Source organism: Paenibacillus sp. NEAU-GSW1, assembly GCF_009737085.1.
Taxonomy (GTDB): Bacteria; Bacillota; Bacilli; order Paenibacillales; family Paenibacillaceae; genus Pristimantibacillus.
Genome location: NZ_WOVL01000046.1, coordinates 1 through 17,597 on the forward strand (window position 1 = coordinate 1; position 17,597 = coordinate 17,597).

Consider the following 17,597-nt stretch of genomic DNA (forward strand, 5'->3'; position numbering starts at 1 on the left):
CCCCCTCAAGATGAGATTTCCCAATTCGTAAGACCCCTTGAAGACGACGAGGTTGATAGGCTGGGGGTGGAAGCACAGCAATGTGTGGAGCTGACCAGTACTAATCGGTCGAGGGCTTATCCTAATGCTAAAGAGTTCAAACATTTCGCATCCAGTTTTCAAGGCGCAATGCTTTGCTTTGAATGTTTCATACACCCACATGAGTGGGTTTTGTTATATTCAATATTTATTATGGCGGTCGTGGCGAAGTGGTTAACGCATCGGATTGTGGCTCCGAGATTCGAGGGTTCGATTCCCTTCGATCGCCCCATTTTTCAAAGCCTGTTGGGGATTAGCCAAGCGGTAAGGCAACGGACTTTGACTCCGTCATTCCTAGGTTCGATCCCTAGATCCCCAGCCATACATATGCGGAAGTGGCTCAGCGGTAGAGCATCGCCTTGCCAAGGCGAGGGTCGCGGGTTCGATTCCCGTCTTCCGCTCCATTTACAAGCACAGTCCTGCTGAAAAGCAGGGCTTTTTTATATATATAAGAAAGTACGCTTATATTTCAACGCGAAACGAAGTTCCGACTTTTAAGGATTGCAAAGCCGGTGCAGATTCTTTTCTATGAAATCCATTTATTTTCTGTCGCAATAAGGGAATTTATAATATAATTACCTTTGGTCATTGGATGGCAATATAATCCATCCAAAAAAAATAGAAAACCGGAGGGGAAAGGAATTGAAGAAATCATTATTGATGATCATGATGGTACTCGTACTCGCATGGTCGATGCCGGCAATGTCTGTAGCAGCGGCAAAGGCAGAAGACAAAAGTGTTTATATTAACGGAACGAAGGTAAAGTATGCTCAAGCGCCATTAACTGAGAACGGAACGACTTTGGTTTCCGCGAGGGAAACGATTGAAGGCCTTGGCCTTACATTCAGCTGGGACGGAGCAAATAAACGTATTATTGCGACGAAAGATACAATGACGCTTGCCATCGTTTTGGGAGCGCCGACAGCAACGGCAAACGGCGTATCCGTATTTCTAGGAACTCCGGCAGTTGAGCGGAATGGCCGTGTAATGGTTCCGCTTCGTTTTCTGCTCGACAGCCTTGGCGCTTCGATGACGACGAAAGGAAACAGCCTTCTGATTAAAACGACATCGTTGGAGAAAAGCAAGTTCTATACAGGCTTGCCGCTCGAAATTACTAATACGACTGTGAAAAACCTAAGTACAGATAACATCACCGTCAATTATGTCGAGTACTTGTACTTGGACGGTGAAACCTATACGGCGGATTATTCGATGACGCTTAACGCAAGACAAAAAGGCGTGTTCGAGCATTCGTCTGCAAAGCCTGGCGATTATATCGATGTCGATTACGATGAATATATGTTTTTCGGCAGAGCTATTCAAAGTATTGAAGTGAAAGATAAGGAAACAGTCAGCAAGGGATATACGAAAGCAGATAACCATTACTTGGACGGAACGTTCGAGGACAACATGAGAAAGCTGTATGAGCAGAAGGTTGCGGAATACAAGAAGTATTTGAAACAGGAGCTTTCGAAAAACAAAAATATCCCGTTTAAAATAGAGGGATACAATATCAGCTACGATGTGCTTGGCGATCCGGAAGCAAATATTAAGCTGACTAATTTAACTGAGAAAACCATTGTCGCATTCGAGATCTCGTTCAGCACCTACGATGCATATGGCGATAAAGCAAACGGTCTCTTCACGGACAGCAATCGCTTCTATGGCAGAGGAAGCAATATTAGCGTCGGCATGGGCGAAACCTACACCTTTACTTGGAGCTTGTCGCTCTATGATACGACGAGCACGTTGAAGAACATTCAAATTGACAGAGTCGCTTACTCTGACGGAACATCGTGGAAAAAGAAATAAACAAAAGAGCCGAGCAAGGAGTTACTCGGAGCTGTCGTCCTCGGCAGTTCCTTCTCTCCTTGATCGGCCTTTTTTTATCTTTTCGCGGCGTTAGGCTTGCGGTAAATATAAGCGACGCATAGTGTTCCCAGGACGAGTACAACAACGGAAACCAGGCTTCCTTCGATGCCGAATGAACCGCCGGACAGCCATGCCGGTCCGTTATCGGTTGCGGTGAGGACAGCGGATTCCATTTCCTTGCCGGACACCTTAAATCCGTACACATTGCCCTGCAAATAATTCCAAGTCAAATGCAGTCCAATAGGCCACCACAGTCCGCCGGTCAATTCTCTCGCCAAGGCTAAAATGATGCCGGCCAGTAATAGATTAAGGAAGGGCAGCGGCGATTCGAACATGCCTGGGTTCATAGAGTGGAGCAGCGTGAACAGAACAGCGCTGACCATGATTGCCGCTTTGCTGCCGTAATGATAACGAAGGAGGCCCTGAATATATCCGCGCGAGTATATTTCTTCCGAGACAGCGACGCAGACGAAGAGCAGCAAACCTTGCAGCAGTGAAACGGCAACATCCTTATTGAAATCCGAAGTTTCCCAGCTGATTCCGCCGAATGCCCAGATAAGCACGGCGGATATGGTAATAAGGATGATCCCGGCAATAAGTCCTTGAACAGCTTGGCTCAAGCCGTTGTTTTGCCGAAGGCCGAGCGCCCACCCCTTCTTCCTCTCGAACAACGCATACATCCCCAGAGCGCTTGCCGCGAAGAATGCAGTCTGAGCAATGCCCATGAACAGGCTGTTTTCGGCTGAGGCTGTAATATCCGTTAGTTTTTGCCCCGAAGATACAGCGACGATCGCATAGATGACTCCAATGATGATCATGGCTATAAATGCCACTAGAAAGCTAAGTAATATTTTTCCTGTTACAGATGCATGGGTCTTCATGATTAACCGCCTCTCATATAATTAGATTCAACTATGCAAATATAGAATGATATTCCACATAGTGTCAACATATCCACTAGACGCAAGCCGAGCTGCACGCAAAATATGATATCTAGAAATATACAATTGTGGTACGATTAATGAAAATGTAAGCGTTTTTATGGACATATACTGATCAATAACGCTGTCGAAGGAGCCGGCCCTGTATGAGAAAGCTGTTCATTCTATTGCTTTCGGCGGGTTGTATTGTGCTATCCGCCTTTACGCTTTCATCGCTCATTAAAGTATTTAATTTTGATTTGTCTGCGCCGGCCGTACTTGAAGAGGGGCAGGATTCCGCTTATCGGGTTGTTCTTATAACCCAGGAAATGGATACGCCTTTCTGGGATCAGGTTGAGAAGGGAGCGTCTGAAGCAGCAGCGAGGCATGGCGTTGAGCTCGCAGTGTGGGGCAGCTACGGAACGACCAATCAGGTGGATTTTTTGCGTAAAATGGAAATTGCGATCGCATCAAAGGTTGACGGCATTATTGTGCAAGGCCTAGATACGGATGTATTCAATAAGCTTTCTACGGTCAAGGCGGCGGGCAACGGCATCCCGATTTTTACAATAGCGAATGATGTTCCGATTGAGAAAAGCTTAAGAAGAACCTATATCGGTTCGGATCATGAGAAAGCCGGCAGGCTGATCGGCGAGCAGCTGGCCAGCGACATTGGCGTGAAGGGCAAAGTCGTGTTGATGCTGTCCGATCGGGAAGAGGATTATCAGAATAAAAGATTAAACGGCATTTTAAGCGCGCTTCAATCGCAGCCGGGCATAGAAACGATTCTCGTTAAGGCTGGAGACACGCGGGAGGAGGTTATGGCCGCTACGACCCAGATCATGAACAGTGAACCGCAGATCGACGGATTCGTATCGATTACGGCTAATAATACGAGCGCCATGGTGCAGGAGATTGCCAAACGATCGAAGCTCAGCCGGTTTCATCTCTATTCGTTTGACGACAGTGTGGAGAGCCGCACGCTAATGAAAGAGCATAAATTAAACGGCATCATTGAGCAGCAGCCCGAGGAAATGGGAAAAGTCAGCGTTGATCTGATGGTGCAATGGTTGAGCGGAAATATGTTTCCGTTGAACTACGAGGGATATTTTACAGAGATCAGTTTGCTGAAGGCGGATGGACGCTGATGAACACGATTCAGAAAAAAATATGGCTTCTCGTCGCGATCGTCGTTTTTATTATGGCTGCCATTTGGGTGACGCTAACCTATTACAATCAGAAAATGCAGGATCAGTACAACCACATTTTACAGCGGTATTTGCAAATGAATGACGCCAGCGCCTACAGCCAGCAGCTTGTCATTTCGCTCAACAATTACATACAGGCTCCGTCATCCTCCAAGCTGGCTAATTTGGAAACCGACAGGCATCGGCTGCTCGAAGCTCGGCAACATATTGAGGGGCTGCGGAATAGCGGCAATTATTTTACGCTGACGAATTATTTGAATTTAATAGATAGTCTTGCGGATTCAAGCGATCGTTCGGTGCGATTTTTAAACGATAAGAACAGGGAAGAAGCGTTGAATGACTTTAGCGATGCGACACGGCTGTCTACTTATATTTCAGAGATGACTCTGACGCTGATGGATACGGAGCTCAAAACGTATGACCAATTTTACCGCGGTATTATCGGACAGTCGGCCGAGTTGAAGAAGCTCGGCATTTGGATGCTGGCGCTGATTACCGTGCTGCTGCTGCTGTTCACTTACTGGTTCTCGCTAAGCATTACGCGTCCGATTCAGAAGCTGACGCAAGCGGCGCGAAACTTGTCGCGAGGGCAGTTTGACGTGCAAATTGAAGTGCCGGCAAATGATGAAATCTCCTTTTTGGCCAAAACGTTTGATCGTATGCGCATTAATATTAATAATCTGATTTCTGAAATTCAACAAAAGGCGCAGCTGGAGAGCGAGCTGCAGACGAATAAACTGCTGCTCCAGGAAAGCCAGCTGCGCAGCTTGCAAAGCCAGATCAATCCGCATTTTTTGTTCAATACGCTCGATACGCTGTCCAAGAAAGCCTATCTGGAAGGCTCGGAGGAAACGAGCGATCTGCTTGCCAGTGTAGCCAGGCTGCTCCGTTACAATTTAAAGCGGCTGGACCGTCCGGTGACGTTGTACGAGGAGGTCAAGGTGCTTCGCGAATATGTCGCGATTCAACAATCCCGGTTTACGGAGCGCCTGCGCTTTGTTCAAGATATTGACGAGTCGTGCTTGGCCGTCCAGCTTCCGGGATTGACACTGCAGCCGATCATTGAAAATGCGGTCATTCATGCAGTTGAGCCTTTGGAGGATGGTGGGACGATAAGCTTTCGCATACGGGATGGCGGATCGAAGGTAATCGTCGAGATTGAGGATCAAGGGCTGGGCATGGCGCAGGATCGGATCAGACAAATCGTAGAGGAGCGCGAGCCGGACCGCCAACAGGATGGGCACTCTACAGGGATTGGCTTTAGCAACGTTGTTCGCAGGCTCAGACTATTCTATAACCGATCCGATGTCATTGAAATCAGAAGCACTGAAGGCAGCGGCACAAGCGTTATACTATCTCTTCCAAAAGTGAGGGAGGCGGAAAGCTATGCTAAAGCTGTTAATCGTTGATGACGAGCAGATTGAACGGGAAGGCATGGCGGCGATACTCCGCAATAGCTTTCCGGATACGCTCATCGAACAGGCGAAGAACGGAAAAGCGGCGGTCGAGCTTGTCCCTGTGTATGAGCCCGATTTGATCTTAATGGATATTCGCATGCCGATTATGAACGGATTGGAGGCAGTTGAGCTTATTGCTGCGGACTATCCGGATATTCGGTTTATTATGGTGACGGCTTACGATACGTTTGAATATGCGCGCAGGGCCATAAAGCTCGGTGTAAAAGATTATTTGCTTAAACCGAGTAAAATCGGCGAGATTCGGGAAACGGTTGGCAGCGTGATGGAGCAAATTAGGATTGAACAGAAGGAACGGAATGAGCGGCTGAATGAACGGAACACGCTTGATAAAGTGATGCCGCTCGTTGAAGCGGATGTAGTAACCCAGCTTCTGTTCGATCGTGTCCACGAGGTGCATTTGGATGAGCTGCTCAATCTTATAGGCGGAAAATGCGGCACAGAGGCGTTTGTGCTGCTTATTCGCTCTAGTGCAGGCGATGCTTCGGCATCCGAGGAAATCTACTCCGCTGTAAAGCTCAAGCTGCGGCAGATTGGAAACGGGTGGGTCGGCGCCATGTCGGGCCGATGTTTGCCGATCATCGGTTTTGTCGAGGAAAACCGATCGTATCGGGCGCAAGCTGCATCAATGATTCGAGAGCTGCTTGCACTTCCGCAGCTGGCGTCACAACCGGAAATCGTCATTGGCGTAGGCGATCCGCGCTCTTCTCTCGATCATACCCGCCATTCCTATCAGGAAGCATTGCTTGCGGCTGCGGCTGCGCCTGCAACGCCGTTTCCGTCGAAGCATCGTTTCTATGCGGATCTACAGAATAGTTCCGATCAAGAAAGCGGCTGGCAGCAAGGCAAACGGCAGGAGAAGCAGATGACAGAGCTTATCCGGCTAGGGAGATGGGAGGAGGCAGGTTCGTTAATCGAATCGGCGATTTCCCGCTATGAAGCTGGCGGAATGCCTGTACATATGGCGCAGCAGCGGATGCTGGAGGCATTATGGATAGTTTTTCGCATCATGCTTGAGCTCGGGGCAGAGACGGAATTGCCGTATTATACGTTCGAAATCCATCATTACGCTGAGCTTCGCACAGAGACGGAATGTTTGCTGTTCACGATGCGCAAAGCTTCCGAGCGGCAGCGAAGCCGTCAGCAAACTGATGTGATCGCAGAAGTGAAGCAGTATATTATGGCCAATTCGCATCTCGAAATATCGCTTGAGACGATTGCAAGGCAAGCGGGACTGAGTCCTTTTTATATGAGCAAAATGTTCAAAGAGCAGACCGGCGTCGGATATATCGATTTTCTGACCGATTGCAGAGTAGAAAAGTCGAAGGCATTGATGAGCAATGCGGAACGCAGCATGAAAGAAATTGCTTATGAGGTTGGCTATAACGATCCGAATTATTTCAGCAAGGTGTTTAAAAAAGTGTGCGGCGCTTCGCCGACCGATTACCGCAAAGCGCTGCTCGGAGGCGGGGGCAAGTAACCGGCATTGCAGCAATAGCAAAATAGTCCAGAACATCGCAAGAGAATACAGGAGAACGCTCGAGTGATCGGCGTGACGGCATGCTAACCTCTAAATGTAAGCATTTACATTATTTTTAGATGTGAGGAGAGAAGAACATGACAAAGCGTATGACAAAAAGCGGGGTTATGCTTGTTATCTTTGCAATTATTCTCGTAATATCGGCGTGCAGCGGCAACGGCGGCAACAATTCCGGCGGAAAAAAAGAATCCGGCAAAGACGGTAAAATTAAAATCGGCTTTTCCTTGGATACGCTGCAAGAAGAACGGTGGCAAAGAGACCGCGATTTATTCAAAGCGGCTGCCGAGAAGCTGGGCGCTGAGGTTGAGGTGCTTGCAGCAAACAGCGATGACGCGAAGCAAATCGCACAAGCGGAATCGCTCATCTCGCAAGGAGTAGACGTACTTGTCGTCGTTCCGCACAATGCGGAAGCAACGGCAGCGATCGTCGAGAAGGCTCATGAAGCTGGCATTAAAGTATTGGCCTACGACCGGCTGATCAAAAACTCCGACGTCGATCTTTACGTCTCCTTCGATAATGAACGCGTTGGCGAAATGCAGGCTGAAGCGATCGTGGCGAAAGCGCCGAAAGGCAAATTTGTTTACATCGGCGGATCGGAAGCGGATAACAACGCGCATCTGTTCAAGAAAGGCGCAATGAACATTCTGCAAAAATATATCGACAGCGGCGATATTCAAATCGTATACGACCAATGGTCCAAAGATTGGAACCCTGCTGCGGCGCTGACTAACATGGAGAACGCTTTGACTGCAAACAACAATCAGATCGACGCGGTCATTGCGGCGAATGACGGCACGGCTGGCGGCGCTATTCAAGCGCTGACGGCACAAGGGCTGGCAGGCAAAATTCCAGTATCGGGCCAAGACGCCGAGCTGGCTGCAGCGCAGCGTATTATTGAAGGCACGCAAACGATGACGGTGTACAAACCGATTAAAGCGTTGGCGGAAAAAGCGGCTGAATTGGCTATCAAGCTGGCGAAAGGCGAAGATGTCGGCGCGGACAAAACGGTAAACAACGGCAAGATCGATGTGCCGTCCGTACTGCTCGACCCGATTTCGGTCAATAAAGACAATATCGATGCAACGGTTATCGCTGACGGCTTCCACTCGAAAGACGACGTTTATAAAAACGCCAAATAGCGAGTCAGTGAGGTGAGCGGGCATGACGGCTGCATTGGAAATGCGCAATATTACGAAAGAATTTCCCGGCGTGAAGGCGTTGAACGATGTCACCTTCACCGTGAAGAAGGGAGAAGTCCACGCGCTTTGCGGCGAGAACGGGGCTGGCAAATCAACATTGATGAAGGTGCTGAGCGGCTTGTATCCATCCGGCAGCTATGAGGGCCAGATTCTCATCAATGGCGTGGAGAGACGTTTCGGCGGCATTAAAGACGCGGAAGATGCGGGGATTGCAATCATTTATCAAGAGCTGGCGTTAGCGAAAGACCTGTCTATTGCCGAGAATTTATTTCTCGGCAAGGAGCTGGCCCGCTTTGGCATCATTAATTGGGAGCGGGTGTTCAAGGAGAGCGAGAAGTGGCTTAGAGAGGTTGGCTTAACCGATGTCAGCCCGGAGACTAAGACGGGTTTACTCGGCATCGGTAAACAGCAGCAGGTGGAAATCGCTAAAGCGCTGTCCAAGAAAGCCAATATTCTTATACTGGATGAGCCGACGGCTGCGCTGACCGAGCAGGAGGTTGACATATTGCTCTCCATCCTGCGCGAGTTTAAGAAACGCGGCGTGACTTGCATCTACATTTCGCACAAATTAAAAGAGGTGTTCAGCATCGCTGACTCGGTGACCGTCCTTCGGGACGGTCGCACAGTCGGCACATATGACGCGCGCGACATTAACGAGGAGAAAGTGATCTCGTTGATGGTTGGACGGGAGCTGACGGAGCTGTTTCCGAGAATCCAGGCAACGCCTGGCGAAGTGGTGCTCAAGGTCGACAACTATACGGTAATGGACCCCGACCTTGAAGCGCGTAAAGTTATTAGCAATCTGTCGTTTGAGGTGCGCAAGGGTGAAATATTCGGCATTGCCGGATTAATGGGGGCAGGACGCACGGAGCTGGTCATGAGCCTGTTCGGCTCCTATCCCGGAGTCGCCAGCGGACGCATTGAGATTGACGGCAAGCAGGTGAAAATCAAGAATACGCAACATGCGATCAAGCATGGGATGGCGCTTGTGTCGGAGGATCGCAAAAAATTCGGCCTGGTGCTCGGCATGGACGTAAAAAGCAATGTGACGATGGCGAGTCTGAACCAAATCGCTTCCGGCGGCGTAATCGATTCGAATCGGGAAATTTTACGGGGCAATGAATACATTCGCTCCTTGCAAATTAAAGCCAATTCGGTAGAGACGATTGTCGGCACGCTTAGCGGCGGCAATCAGCAGAAGGTTGTTCTCGGCAAGTGGTTAATGACCAAGCCGAAAATTCTTATTTTAGACGAACCGACCCGCGGTATCGATGTTGGCGCGAAGTTTGAAATTTATACGATCATGAACGAGCTTGTCCGGCAAGGCGTCGCAATCATTATGGTTTCCTCCGAGCTGCCCGAGCTGCTTGGCATGAGCCATCGGATCATGGTTATTGCGGAAGGGAAGCGGGCGGCTGAGTTTACTTCGGAGGAAGCGACGCAGCAGGCGATCATGACGGCTGCGACGGGAGGGAAGGGACTATGAACGCAACAACAGAAACGGTGCCGGCGCGGCCGTCACGTATGCAAAATTGGTTTAAATTCGATGCGCGCGCGTATACGATGATCGGCGCATTGATTGCGATATGGGTGCTTTTCTCCTTGCTGCATGAGCGGTTCTTATCCCCGACAAACCTATCCAATCTATTCTTGCAGATGTCGGTAACGGCGATTCTGGCTATCGGAATGGTGCTCGTTATCGTTGCCGGTCATATCGACTTGTCGATCGGCTCGCTTGTCGGTTTGATCGGCGGCATAGTCGCGATGCTGAACGTATGGTACGACTGGCCCGCAATTCCGGTTATTATCGCTGCGATAGCGCTTGGCGCGATTATCGGTTTCATTCAAGGGTGGATTATTGCCTATAAAGCGGTCCCCGCGTTTATCGTGACATTGGGCGGGATGCTCGTTTTTCGGGGCATTTTGTTTGGTACGACAGGCAGCGTGACAGTCTCTCCTTTATCGCCGGGCTTAAAGGCGATTGGCCAATACTACACATCGGACTTAATCGGCTGGGCTTTTGGCATTATGGGACTGCTGATTGCCGCTGCGCTTGTGCTGCGGAAGCGGTCCTCGCGCATTCGATACGGCTTTGAAGTGGAGCCGCTTGCTGTAAGCATCGTCCGCATGCTCGTTACCGGAGCGCTCATTCTCGGCTTTGTCGCTGTGATGAACAGCTATAAAGGGATTCCGGTACCGTTCGTTATGGTCGCTGTGCTTGCATTGATTTTTACATTCATCACGCGCAATACGACCTTTGGCCGACAAGTGTACGCCATCGGGGGCAATCCCGAGGCTGCGAAGCTCTCGGGCATTAATATTAAACGGCGCGTGCTGCTCGTATTTATTCTTTGCAATACGCTTGGAGCGATTGCCGCGCTAGTATTGACCGCAAGGCTGAACGCGGCAACGATGAGCGCAGGGCAAAACTATGAACTTGACGCCATTGCTGCATGCGTGATCGGCGGTACGAGCCTCATCGGCGGTTCAGGCACGATCATGGGCGCTATCATCGGCGCGCTCGTAATGGGCAGTCTAGACAACGGCATGAGCTTGATGAACATGGAATCATTCTGGCAATACATCGTCAAAGGCGGCATTCTCGTACTTGCCGTTTATGTCGATATTTACACGCGAAACCGAAAAAAAGTGTAAGCAAGATTCATTTGATCGTAAAGCTGTATCCAGCGGATGGAATGCCCACCGCCGGGTACAGCTTTTGTCGTTCTATGGGCAGGGATTTGCATTAATTTATTACAAAATAAAAATTTTGCAAAAAAACAGGAAACAATTTACCAAATATATACGTCGAGTTAGGTGGGAACTAAAATCGGAATTAATAAACCGTTCCGATTAATCCAAAACATAGGAGGTCTATATGCTTAAACAACGAATGGTAAAGCTTTTTCTTTCTTTCTCTATAGTGTCGGCCGCGTTAGCGCTCCCGGCAGCAAATGCGTATGTGGCGCTTGGCGGCAAGTATGCGAGCGGGACAATCAGCTACAGCTATCTGGGGCTGACGGCTAATTACTCCCAGGCGATGGCCAATGGCATCGCTGCATGGAACGATGCGGATACGGACGTCAGTTTTGTTTATCAATCCGATTCAACGAAAGCCAACATTATTTTCAGACAGGATACGTATGGCGCCAATATCGGCTGGTATGCCCGTACGCAAAATAAACCGGTGCATACGTCAGGCACGTATACGAAAACGGATATTGATTTCAATTCATCTGCAATGGACGGTTTGAGTGTTACAGGAAGAAAGGGTACCTCCGGGCATGAGCTTGGACATGCCATCGGGCTTGATCATGTGTCGCAAAGTACGCAAATTATGAGCGTCTCCGGCATAAGGCAAGTATCGGTGCCTGGATCCGATGATAAGGCAGGCGCCAATGCACTATATTAAACGATAATAGAACAGAAGGGATGAAGTATATTGCCTAACGCGAGAATGAGTAAAGAGAATATCATTTCGGTTATTGCCATTGTTGCAGCGATTATAATTGTTGTATTCTATATCAATCATTTGAATCAAACGAAAGAAGCCGGAAGCGGCAGCGCTTCTACGGTGAATGTGCATTTTGATCTGTCGGAGCACTTTGAATCCGTCGAAAGCTTGCAAGAGAGCGCTTCGCTCATTGCGAGGGTCAAAATTAAAGATACATCCAGCTATCAATACGGCAATGTCGTATTTACGCTATCCGATGCAACGGTGAAAAAGGTATATAAAGGCGATATTGAGAAACAGGCAGATATTCGTATATTGGAGACGGGAGGCTCGTATGAGGGCCTCGTATATATCGCGGAAGGCAATGCGGTATTCGCTAAAAATGACGAGGCCGTCGTTTTCCTCGAAAAGTACGATGGGCCTGTAGCGGAAGATGCCTATGTCATCAAGGGCGTCTATCAAGGCAAGTTTAAAGTTAAGGGCGACCAATTGATTCCATCTGACGAAGTATTCGGCGAACTGCAAACGGTCGATTCGTACAGCGACTTGAATCTAATCAATGAATAAAAAATAACAGCCCCGCAGGCTGCCGTTTAATCGGCTCTTGCGGGGCTGTTTTCGATTTAATGCTCTGACACTTCATCGTCGTTGGATAGCTTGGTCACTTCAAACAGCTTGAAGAGCAAGCTAAGCACAATGGCGACGACGGTAGCCAGTCCCATTCCGGAAAGCGAAAAATCGCCGATCACGACTTTGACGCCGCTGAGACCGATGACGAGAACGATTGTTGTTAAGTACAGATTTGTCGGCTTGCTGTAATCGATCTTCGATTCGACCAGCATACGGAGGCCGGACGCGGCGATAACGCCGAACAGCAAAAGTGATACGCCGCCCATTACGGGCGTAGGGATTGCTGCGATCAATGCGGAAAACTTGCCGAGGAACGACAGGATGATCGCAATTACGGCCGCGCCTCCGATGACGAACGTCGAGTAGACGCGCGTGATCGCAAGCACGCCGATGTTTTCGCCGTAAGTCGTATTTGGCGTAGAGCCGAGAAACCCGGACAACATCGTGGAGATGCCGTTGCCGAGCAGCGAGCGGTGCAGACCCGGATCTTTGGATAAATCTTTGTTGACGATATTGCCGGTCACGATCAAATGCCCGATGTGCTCGGCAATGACGACAAGCGAAGCGGGAATAATGGTAAGAATAGCGCCAAGTTCAAACGAAGGCGCCGCAAATGCAGGCGCGTCGATCCAATGGCCCGCTTTTACAAGGTCAAAATTCGCATAGCCCATCAGCGAAGCGATAACGTAGCCCGCGACGATTCCGAACAATATCGGAATAATGCGCATGAAGCCGCGGAACAGCACGGAGCCGAGTATGGTGATGAGCAAGGTTGCGGTCGAAATGATGACGGCATCCGGGTCCATTGTCCATGCTGCGTCCGGCGCGGCGCTCGGCGGCTTGATCCAGCCGGCCATGCCCGCTGCGGTCGGAATAAGCTCCAAGCCGATTACAGCGACGATTGCGCCCATTGCTGCAGGCGGGAACACGACGTTGATCCAGCCAGTCCCGGCAGCTTGGATAATGAGAGCAACAATGGTGAAGATAAGCCCGGTGGCAATGAAGCCGCCCAGCGCCGCTGCGTAGCCTTCTTCAGGCGAAGCGAAATTGCCGATTACGGCCCCGACCGGAGCAAGGAAAGCAAAGCTTGAGCCGAGATAGGCCGGTATTTTGCCTTTGGTTATAAAAATGTAAAGCAATGTGCCGATCCCGTTCATTAGCAAGCAAATAGCGGGATCGACGCCTAGGATGTTCGGCACAAGCACTGTAGAACCGAACATGGCGAATAAATGCTGCAAGCTAAGCATAAGGCTTGGCCCTAGCGGAGGTCTCTCGTGAACCCCAATTTCTCTTTTCATGTTGAACGTTCCTCCAAGGATGATAGTGAAATACAGCCTTATTGATTTTATAGATAACAGTATTGGTTTGACAAGCGTACAATTTACAAACCTTTAAAAAAAATTTACGACCGGAAGCGGAGGGAACGTACATTCTCTCACGTTTTGGCTGCTGTCCTGCTATAGTATGGAGCATATAGAGTGCGACAGAAGGGCAGTGGCTAGTGGGATGAAAAATGTGCTCGTAACAGGGTATCGCGCGCACGAGCTGCAAATTTTCGATCAGAAGCATCGGAACATCGATTATATCAAGAAGGCGATCGAGAACAAGCTGATCCCTCTTATCGAGGAGGGCCTTGAATGGATCGTTACGCCCGGGCAATATGGGACCGATCTATGGGCATGCGAGGTCGGGCTTGAGTTGAAGCGAAGCCGCTATCCGAAGCTGAAGCTGTCGATTATTACGGCGTTCAGCAATCAGGAAGAGCAGTGGAAAGATGAAAGAAAAGAGTACTACAAGCGCATTGTCGAAAGCGTCGATTACTATGGAGCGGTCAGCAACCAGCCGTATGTCGGGCCATGGCAGTTCCAAGCCAGGGACGAGCTGCTTTTCCGCAAGACGGACGGTATCGTTTTGTTTTATGACGAAGAGGCGGCTGAAAGCAGCGCGAAGTTTGTAAAGGCAAAGGCATTGAAGAAGCAGGATGACGAAGGCTACCGTTTCATCGGAATCGGAGCAGATGATATTCAGAATATCGTTGAGGAAGAGAACAGCCGAAGATACGATGAAATCAGTTAGTTTCGTTAGATCATAAAAAGACAGCTCCCTTGCAGAGCGATTCATTCATCTGCGGGGGAGCTGTCTTTTTAATTAATACTTCATGCTAACGATAAACAGGACGGCAAGACTTAAAATCATAGAGACGGCGGCAACAGCTACGTATCCTTTTAAGCTTGGAGCGGGCAAAGACGGATTCGCGATGCGTTTGATCGTTTTGCCTGCCGTAATGCCGCTGAAAATCGCCGACAGGAGCAGCAGGGCGCCGCCGCCTTTTTCCATCGCTTGAAGCCAGAAAGGCTTATCGGCTCCCATATCCAATTGAAGGATCATATAGACGCCGCTTAACAGCACAAACGCAGCGCCGATATGCGAGAAAGGCATCGATTTCCGCGTTATGCGTGCCGCAAGCTGGCGCATGGAGTCCGAATCGAACTGAGGACGCAAAAGAAGCAGCGAGGCTGCTGAGAATAACAGAGCGCCGATCCAAAGAAACAAGCCGGAAAAATGAAAAAATAAAGATATTCCGTACATGAATAAGATTCCTCCCGTAATGCAACTAGTAACTACGGGATTTATTTTTAGCTAGAAAGATGAACGGACGATGAACGGAGTGTTACAAACGGGTATTACAGAGGCAGTGTAACCGTAAATGTCGATCCCTTGCCATAATCGCTTTCCGCTTTAATTGTGCCGCGGTGAAGCTGTACTATTTTTTGGGCGATCGACAGGCCAAGGCCGCTCCCGGAGGCGGAACGCGATTTATCCGCTTTATAGAACCGGTCGAATAAATACGGCAAATCGTCAGGAGGAATGCCTCTGCCAGTATCGCTTACAATGATGTCAATCTGATTGTCGCCAGGCGGGCAAGGCTTAATGGCAACAAGAAGGGAGCCTTTTAGTTCGGAAAACTTAATGCTGTTAGCAAGCAGATTCGTCCAAACTTGATATAAAAGCTCCGCCTTGCCATGAATCTCGATTTCCGGAAGGTCGAGTTCGAGCTGCAATTCTTTTTCCGCCCATTGCCATTCAAGCATAATGATGACTTGGCGGAGCTGCTCGTCAAGACGGAAAGGGGCAAGCTCAAGCCGTTTCGTCTGATCGAGATAAGCGAGCGTCAACAGCTGCTTGCTGAGCGAAGAGAGCCGTATCGCCTCTGAGGCGATGATTTGCAAATAAGCATCGGACTGTTCTTTCGTTATATTGGAGTCAGCGGCTGCTTGAGCCAGCCCTTGAATAGAAGTGAGCGGCGTCTGAAACTCGTGGGAAACGTTGGCGACAAACTGCTGACGCATGTCCTCGGACTGTTTAATGGATTCCGCCATACGGCCAAAACGACGTGCAAGTTCGCCAATCTCATCCTTTCTCTCGCTAGCCAGACGCACCTCGTAATCGCCGATTGCGATTTGTCCTGTCGCTCTCGTCAGCTTCTTGATTGGATTGACGATCAAACGGCTGAGGACAATGATCAGCAATAAGCTTGCAGCGAAGGAGCCGACGATAAATGCGAACATGATGAGACGAACCTCGCCCATTTGCTGCTGCAGATCGGGCCTGACAAACAGCGCGACTCTGCCCTCTGGCGTATCGACCGGTATGCCGACCGTATTGCGGATGCTGTTCACGAAAAAAGCGAAAACCGTTAAACCGTCGTTATCCTTATTCATGCCCTGATAGGTTTGACCGGAAAGGACTTTTTCGTACTGCTCGGAGCTCAGCGCCCCTTGTTTGAAAGGAGAACCGAAAGACCTGGCTTTCAGCTGCGCGTCGACGAGATGAAATTGATAGCCAAGCGATGCAAGCTGTTTCAAATAGCCGTCAAAATCCATTCCGGGCGTATGCTCATAAAGATCCTTTATAGCTGTTGCGGTATTCATCGTACGCATCTCGTTTTTGGAGAGCAGCTTTTCTTTATAGTAGATGTTTGTAATAAGGAGCCCGACAACGCTGCTGACTGCGGCGATCGCGATAAAAGTGGCGACGATCCGAAAGTATAATGTTTTCACTCTTTGACCTCCAGCTTATAGCCAAGACCTCTAATGGTGGTGATGACAAAATCGTCGGAGCAGGCGGCAAAACGCTCGCGCAATCTTTTGACATGCACATCGACGGTACGGCTATCCCCTGTAAAGTCGGTTCCCCAGACAAGTTGAATAAGCTGTTCTCTTGTATAGATGCGTCCGGGATTGCTTGCAAGCTGAGCAAGCAGCTCGAACTCGCGCAGCGGCAATTCGAAAGAAATATCGCCTTGCCGTATTTCATGGCTGTTGCGATTGATCGTAATGCCTCCCAGCTTTATTGTAGTTTGAGAAACGAGCCGATAACGGCGCAGAAGAGCTTTGATACGGAAAATAAGCTCTTTCGAATCAAATGGCTTGACCATATAGTCATCGGTTCCCGAAAGAAATCCTTGTTCCTTATCCTCGCTTTCACCTTTTGCGGATAATATGATGACAGGAATATCGAAGTCTTCGCGAATTTCGCGGCAAAGTACAAGTCCGTTCTTTGCCGGCATCATAATATCGACAATGGCGAGATGGATTTGCTCTTTCACAAGCAGCTCAGCCGCAGCTTCGCCGTCGGAAGCTTCGACAACGCGATATCCTTCTTTGGATAAAAGGAAACGGAGCAGCGTCCTGATCGATGGATCGTCGTCCGCAATTAAAATGTTTAAACGCATCGGTTTTCTATCTCCAATTCATAACTAATAGTGGACGGATATCGACAAAAGTGTAGCATACGAACGGAGGTAATCCCACTTGCGCAAAGGTTCAGGAGGCGAGAAATACGCGAGAAAATTACAAAAGAAAAGTTTTTTTAAAAAAGGGGTTGCCAAACCTGAATCGCCTATGGTATATTCTAATTCCGGCCGAGAGATAAGCGGTTGGCGAGGCAAGAAGGACAAGCTTGTTGCGAACGAAAGTTCAAAACAAACTTAAAAAAAAAGCTTGCATCGAGATAACGGATGTGGTAAGATAACTTTCGTTGTCGCAAAAGAAATTGTTCTTTGAAAACTGAACAACGAGTGAAACTGCCCTGTTAATTCTAACGAATTAATAGAAAAGCGATAAAAAGTAATGAGCAAGTCAAATTCTGACCGGGATTTTCCGATCAGCCTTCGGCTGGACAATCGGAAAACCCTTTCTATGGAGAGTTTGATCCTGGC

16 protein-coding genes, 3 tRNA genes and 1 rRNA gene are annotated in these 17,597 nt (G+C 49.1%); 15 read left to right on the top strand and 5 right to left on the bottom strand.

Annotated features, from left to right (window positions below):
* From GOM71_RS23100 to GOM71_RS23120, 5 genes are all read left to right on the top strand, one after another.
* Positions 1-124 (top strand): 23S ribosomal RNA (locus GOM71_RS23100); the annotation flags it as partial.
* Between the two features lie 110 nt (positions 125-234).
* Positions 235-310, top strand: a tRNA-His gene (locus GOM71_RS23105).
* 15 nt (positions 311-325) lie between these two features.
* Positions 326-400 (top strand) — tRNA-Gln (locus GOM71_RS23110).
* Between the two features lie 7 nt (positions 401-407).
* A tRNA-Gly gene (locus GOM71_RS23115) sits at positions 408-482 on the top strand.
* Between the two features lie 238 nt (positions 483-720).
* Entirely contained in the window at positions 721-1,890 is a 1,170-nt protein-coding gene (locus tag GOM71_RS23120; RefSeq protein WP_156285463.1) for a stalk domain-containing protein, read from the top strand.
* A gap of 74 nt (positions 1,891-1,964) precedes the next feature.
* On the opposite strand, the gene GOM71_RS23125 is transcribed toward GOM71_RS23120, so the two are convergent.
* On the bottom strand, positions 1,965-2,831 hold the full coding sequence (locus GOM71_RS23125; RefSeq protein WP_156285465.1) for a CPBP family intramembrane glutamic endopeptidase: 867 nt from the start codon (positions 2,829-2,831) through the stop codon (positions 1,965-1,967).
* 206 nt (positions 2,832-3,037) lie between these two features.
* On the opposite strand from GOM71_RS23125, the gene GOM71_RS23130 reads away from it, so the two are divergent.
* The 8 genes from GOM71_RS23130 to GOM71_RS23165 all read left to right on the top strand — a co-directional run bounded on the left by GOM71_RS23130 (position 3,038) and on the right by GOM71_RS23165 (position 12,313).
* The gene (locus tag GOM71_RS23130; protein WP_156285467.1) at positions 3,038-4,018 is read left to right on the top strand and encodes a substrate-binding domain-containing protein; all 981 of its coding nucleotides are present in this window, start codon (positions 3,038-3,040) and stop codon (positions 4,016-4,018) included.
* Positions 4,018-5,487 (top strand): sensor histidine kinase, encoded by a 1,470-nt coding sequence (locus GOM71_RS23135; RefSeq protein WP_156285469.1) that lies wholly within the window; start codon positions 4,018-4,020, stop codon positions 5,485-5,487. Before GOM71_RS23130 ends, GOM71_RS23135 begins: the two co-directional genes overlap by 1 nt.
* Entirely contained in the window at positions 5,465-7,033 is a 1,569-nt protein-coding gene (locus GOM71_RS23140) for a response regulator (protein ID WP_156285471.1), read from the top strand. Before GOM71_RS23135 ends, GOM71_RS23140 begins: the two co-directional genes overlap by 23 nt.
* 137 nt (positions 7,034-7,170) lie before the next feature.
* The gene (xylF, locus tag GOM71_RS23145) at positions 7,171-8,232 is read left to right on the top strand and encodes a D-xylose ABC transporter substrate-binding protein (RefSeq protein WP_173275972.1); all 1,062 of its coding nucleotides are present in this window, start codon (positions 7,171-7,173) and stop codon (positions 8,230-8,232) included.
* Positions 8,233-8,254: 22 nt separating this feature from the next.
* Complete coding sequence (locus tag GOM71_RS23150; protein ID WP_156285473.1) at positions 8,255-9,778, top strand: xylose ABC transporter ATP-binding protein; 1,524 nt, start codon at positions 8,255-8,257, stop codon at positions 9,776-9,778.
* Positions 9,775-10,947 carry a sugar ABC transporter permease gene (locus tag GOM71_RS23155; protein WP_156285475.1) on the top strand — a complete coding sequence of 391 codons (1,173 nt, stop codon included), beginning with the start codon at positions 9,775-9,777 and terminating at the stop codon, positions 10,945-10,947. The genes GOM71_RS23150 and GOM71_RS23155 overlap by 4 nt, the downstream gene beginning before the upstream one ends.
* Positions 10,948-11,170: 223 nt before the next feature.
* Positions 11,171-11,704, top strand: coding sequence for a zinc metalloprotease (locus GOM71_RS23160; protein WP_156285477.1), 534 nt, complete (start codon positions 11,171-11,173; stop codon positions 11,702-11,704).
* Between the two features lie 45 nt (positions 11,705-11,749).
* Complete coding sequence (locus tag GOM71_RS23165) at positions 11,750-12,313, top strand: hypothetical protein (RefSeq protein ID WP_173275974.1); 564 nt, start codon at positions 11,750-11,752, stop codon at positions 12,311-12,313.
* Positions 12,314-12,369: 56 nt separating this feature from the next.
* Here the strand turns inward: GOM71_RS23165 and uraA are convergent, their stop codons facing one another.
* A complete protein-coding gene (gene uraA, locus GOM71_RS23170) occupies positions 12,370-13,674 on the bottom strand; it encodes a uracil permease (RefSeq protein WP_156285481.1) in 1,305 nt (434 codons plus the stop codon).
* 208 nt (positions 13,675-13,882) lie between these two features.
* Here uraA and GOM71_RS23175 point away from each other — a divergent pair, with 208 nt between their 5' ends.
* A complete protein-coding gene (locus tag GOM71_RS23175) occupies positions 13,883-14,452 on the top strand; it encodes an SLOG family protein (protein WP_156285483.1) in 570 nt (189 codons plus the stop codon).
* Between the two features lie 72 nt (positions 14,453-14,524).
* On the opposite strand, the gene GOM71_RS23180 is transcribed toward GOM71_RS23175, so the two are convergent.
* The 3 genes from GOM71_RS23180 to GOM71_RS23190 all read right to left on the bottom strand — a co-directional run bounded on the left by GOM71_RS23180 (position 14,525) and on the right by GOM71_RS23190 (position 17,111).
* Positions 14,525-14,965: a hypothetical protein gene (locus tag GOM71_RS23180; RefSeq protein ID WP_156285485.1), complete on the bottom strand. Its 441-nt coding sequence runs from the start codon at positions 14,963-14,965 to the stop codon at positions 14,525-14,527.
* A gap of 95 nt (positions 14,966-15,060) precedes the next feature.
* Positions 15,061-16,437 (bottom strand): sensor histidine kinase, encoded by a 1,377-nt coding sequence (locus tag GOM71_RS25070; RefSeq protein WP_367649764.1) that lies wholly within the window; start codon positions 16,435-16,437, stop codon positions 15,061-15,063.
* Complete coding sequence (locus tag GOM71_RS23190) at positions 16,434-17,111, bottom strand: response regulator transcription factor (protein WP_156285487.1); 678 nt, start codon at positions 17,109-17,111, stop codon at positions 16,434-16,436. Before GOM71_RS23190 ends, GOM71_RS25070 begins: the two co-directional genes overlap by 4 nt.
* Positions 17,112-17,190: 79 nt before the next feature.
* On the opposite strand from GOM71_RS23190, the gene GOM71_RS23195 reads away from it, so the two are divergent.
* Positions 17,191-17,370: a hypothetical protein gene (locus GOM71_RS23195; protein ID WP_156285489.1), complete on the top strand. Its 180-nt coding sequence runs from the start codon at positions 17,191-17,193 to the stop codon at positions 17,368-17,370.
* The last annotated feature ends 227 nt before the right edge of the window (positions 17,371-17,597 follow it).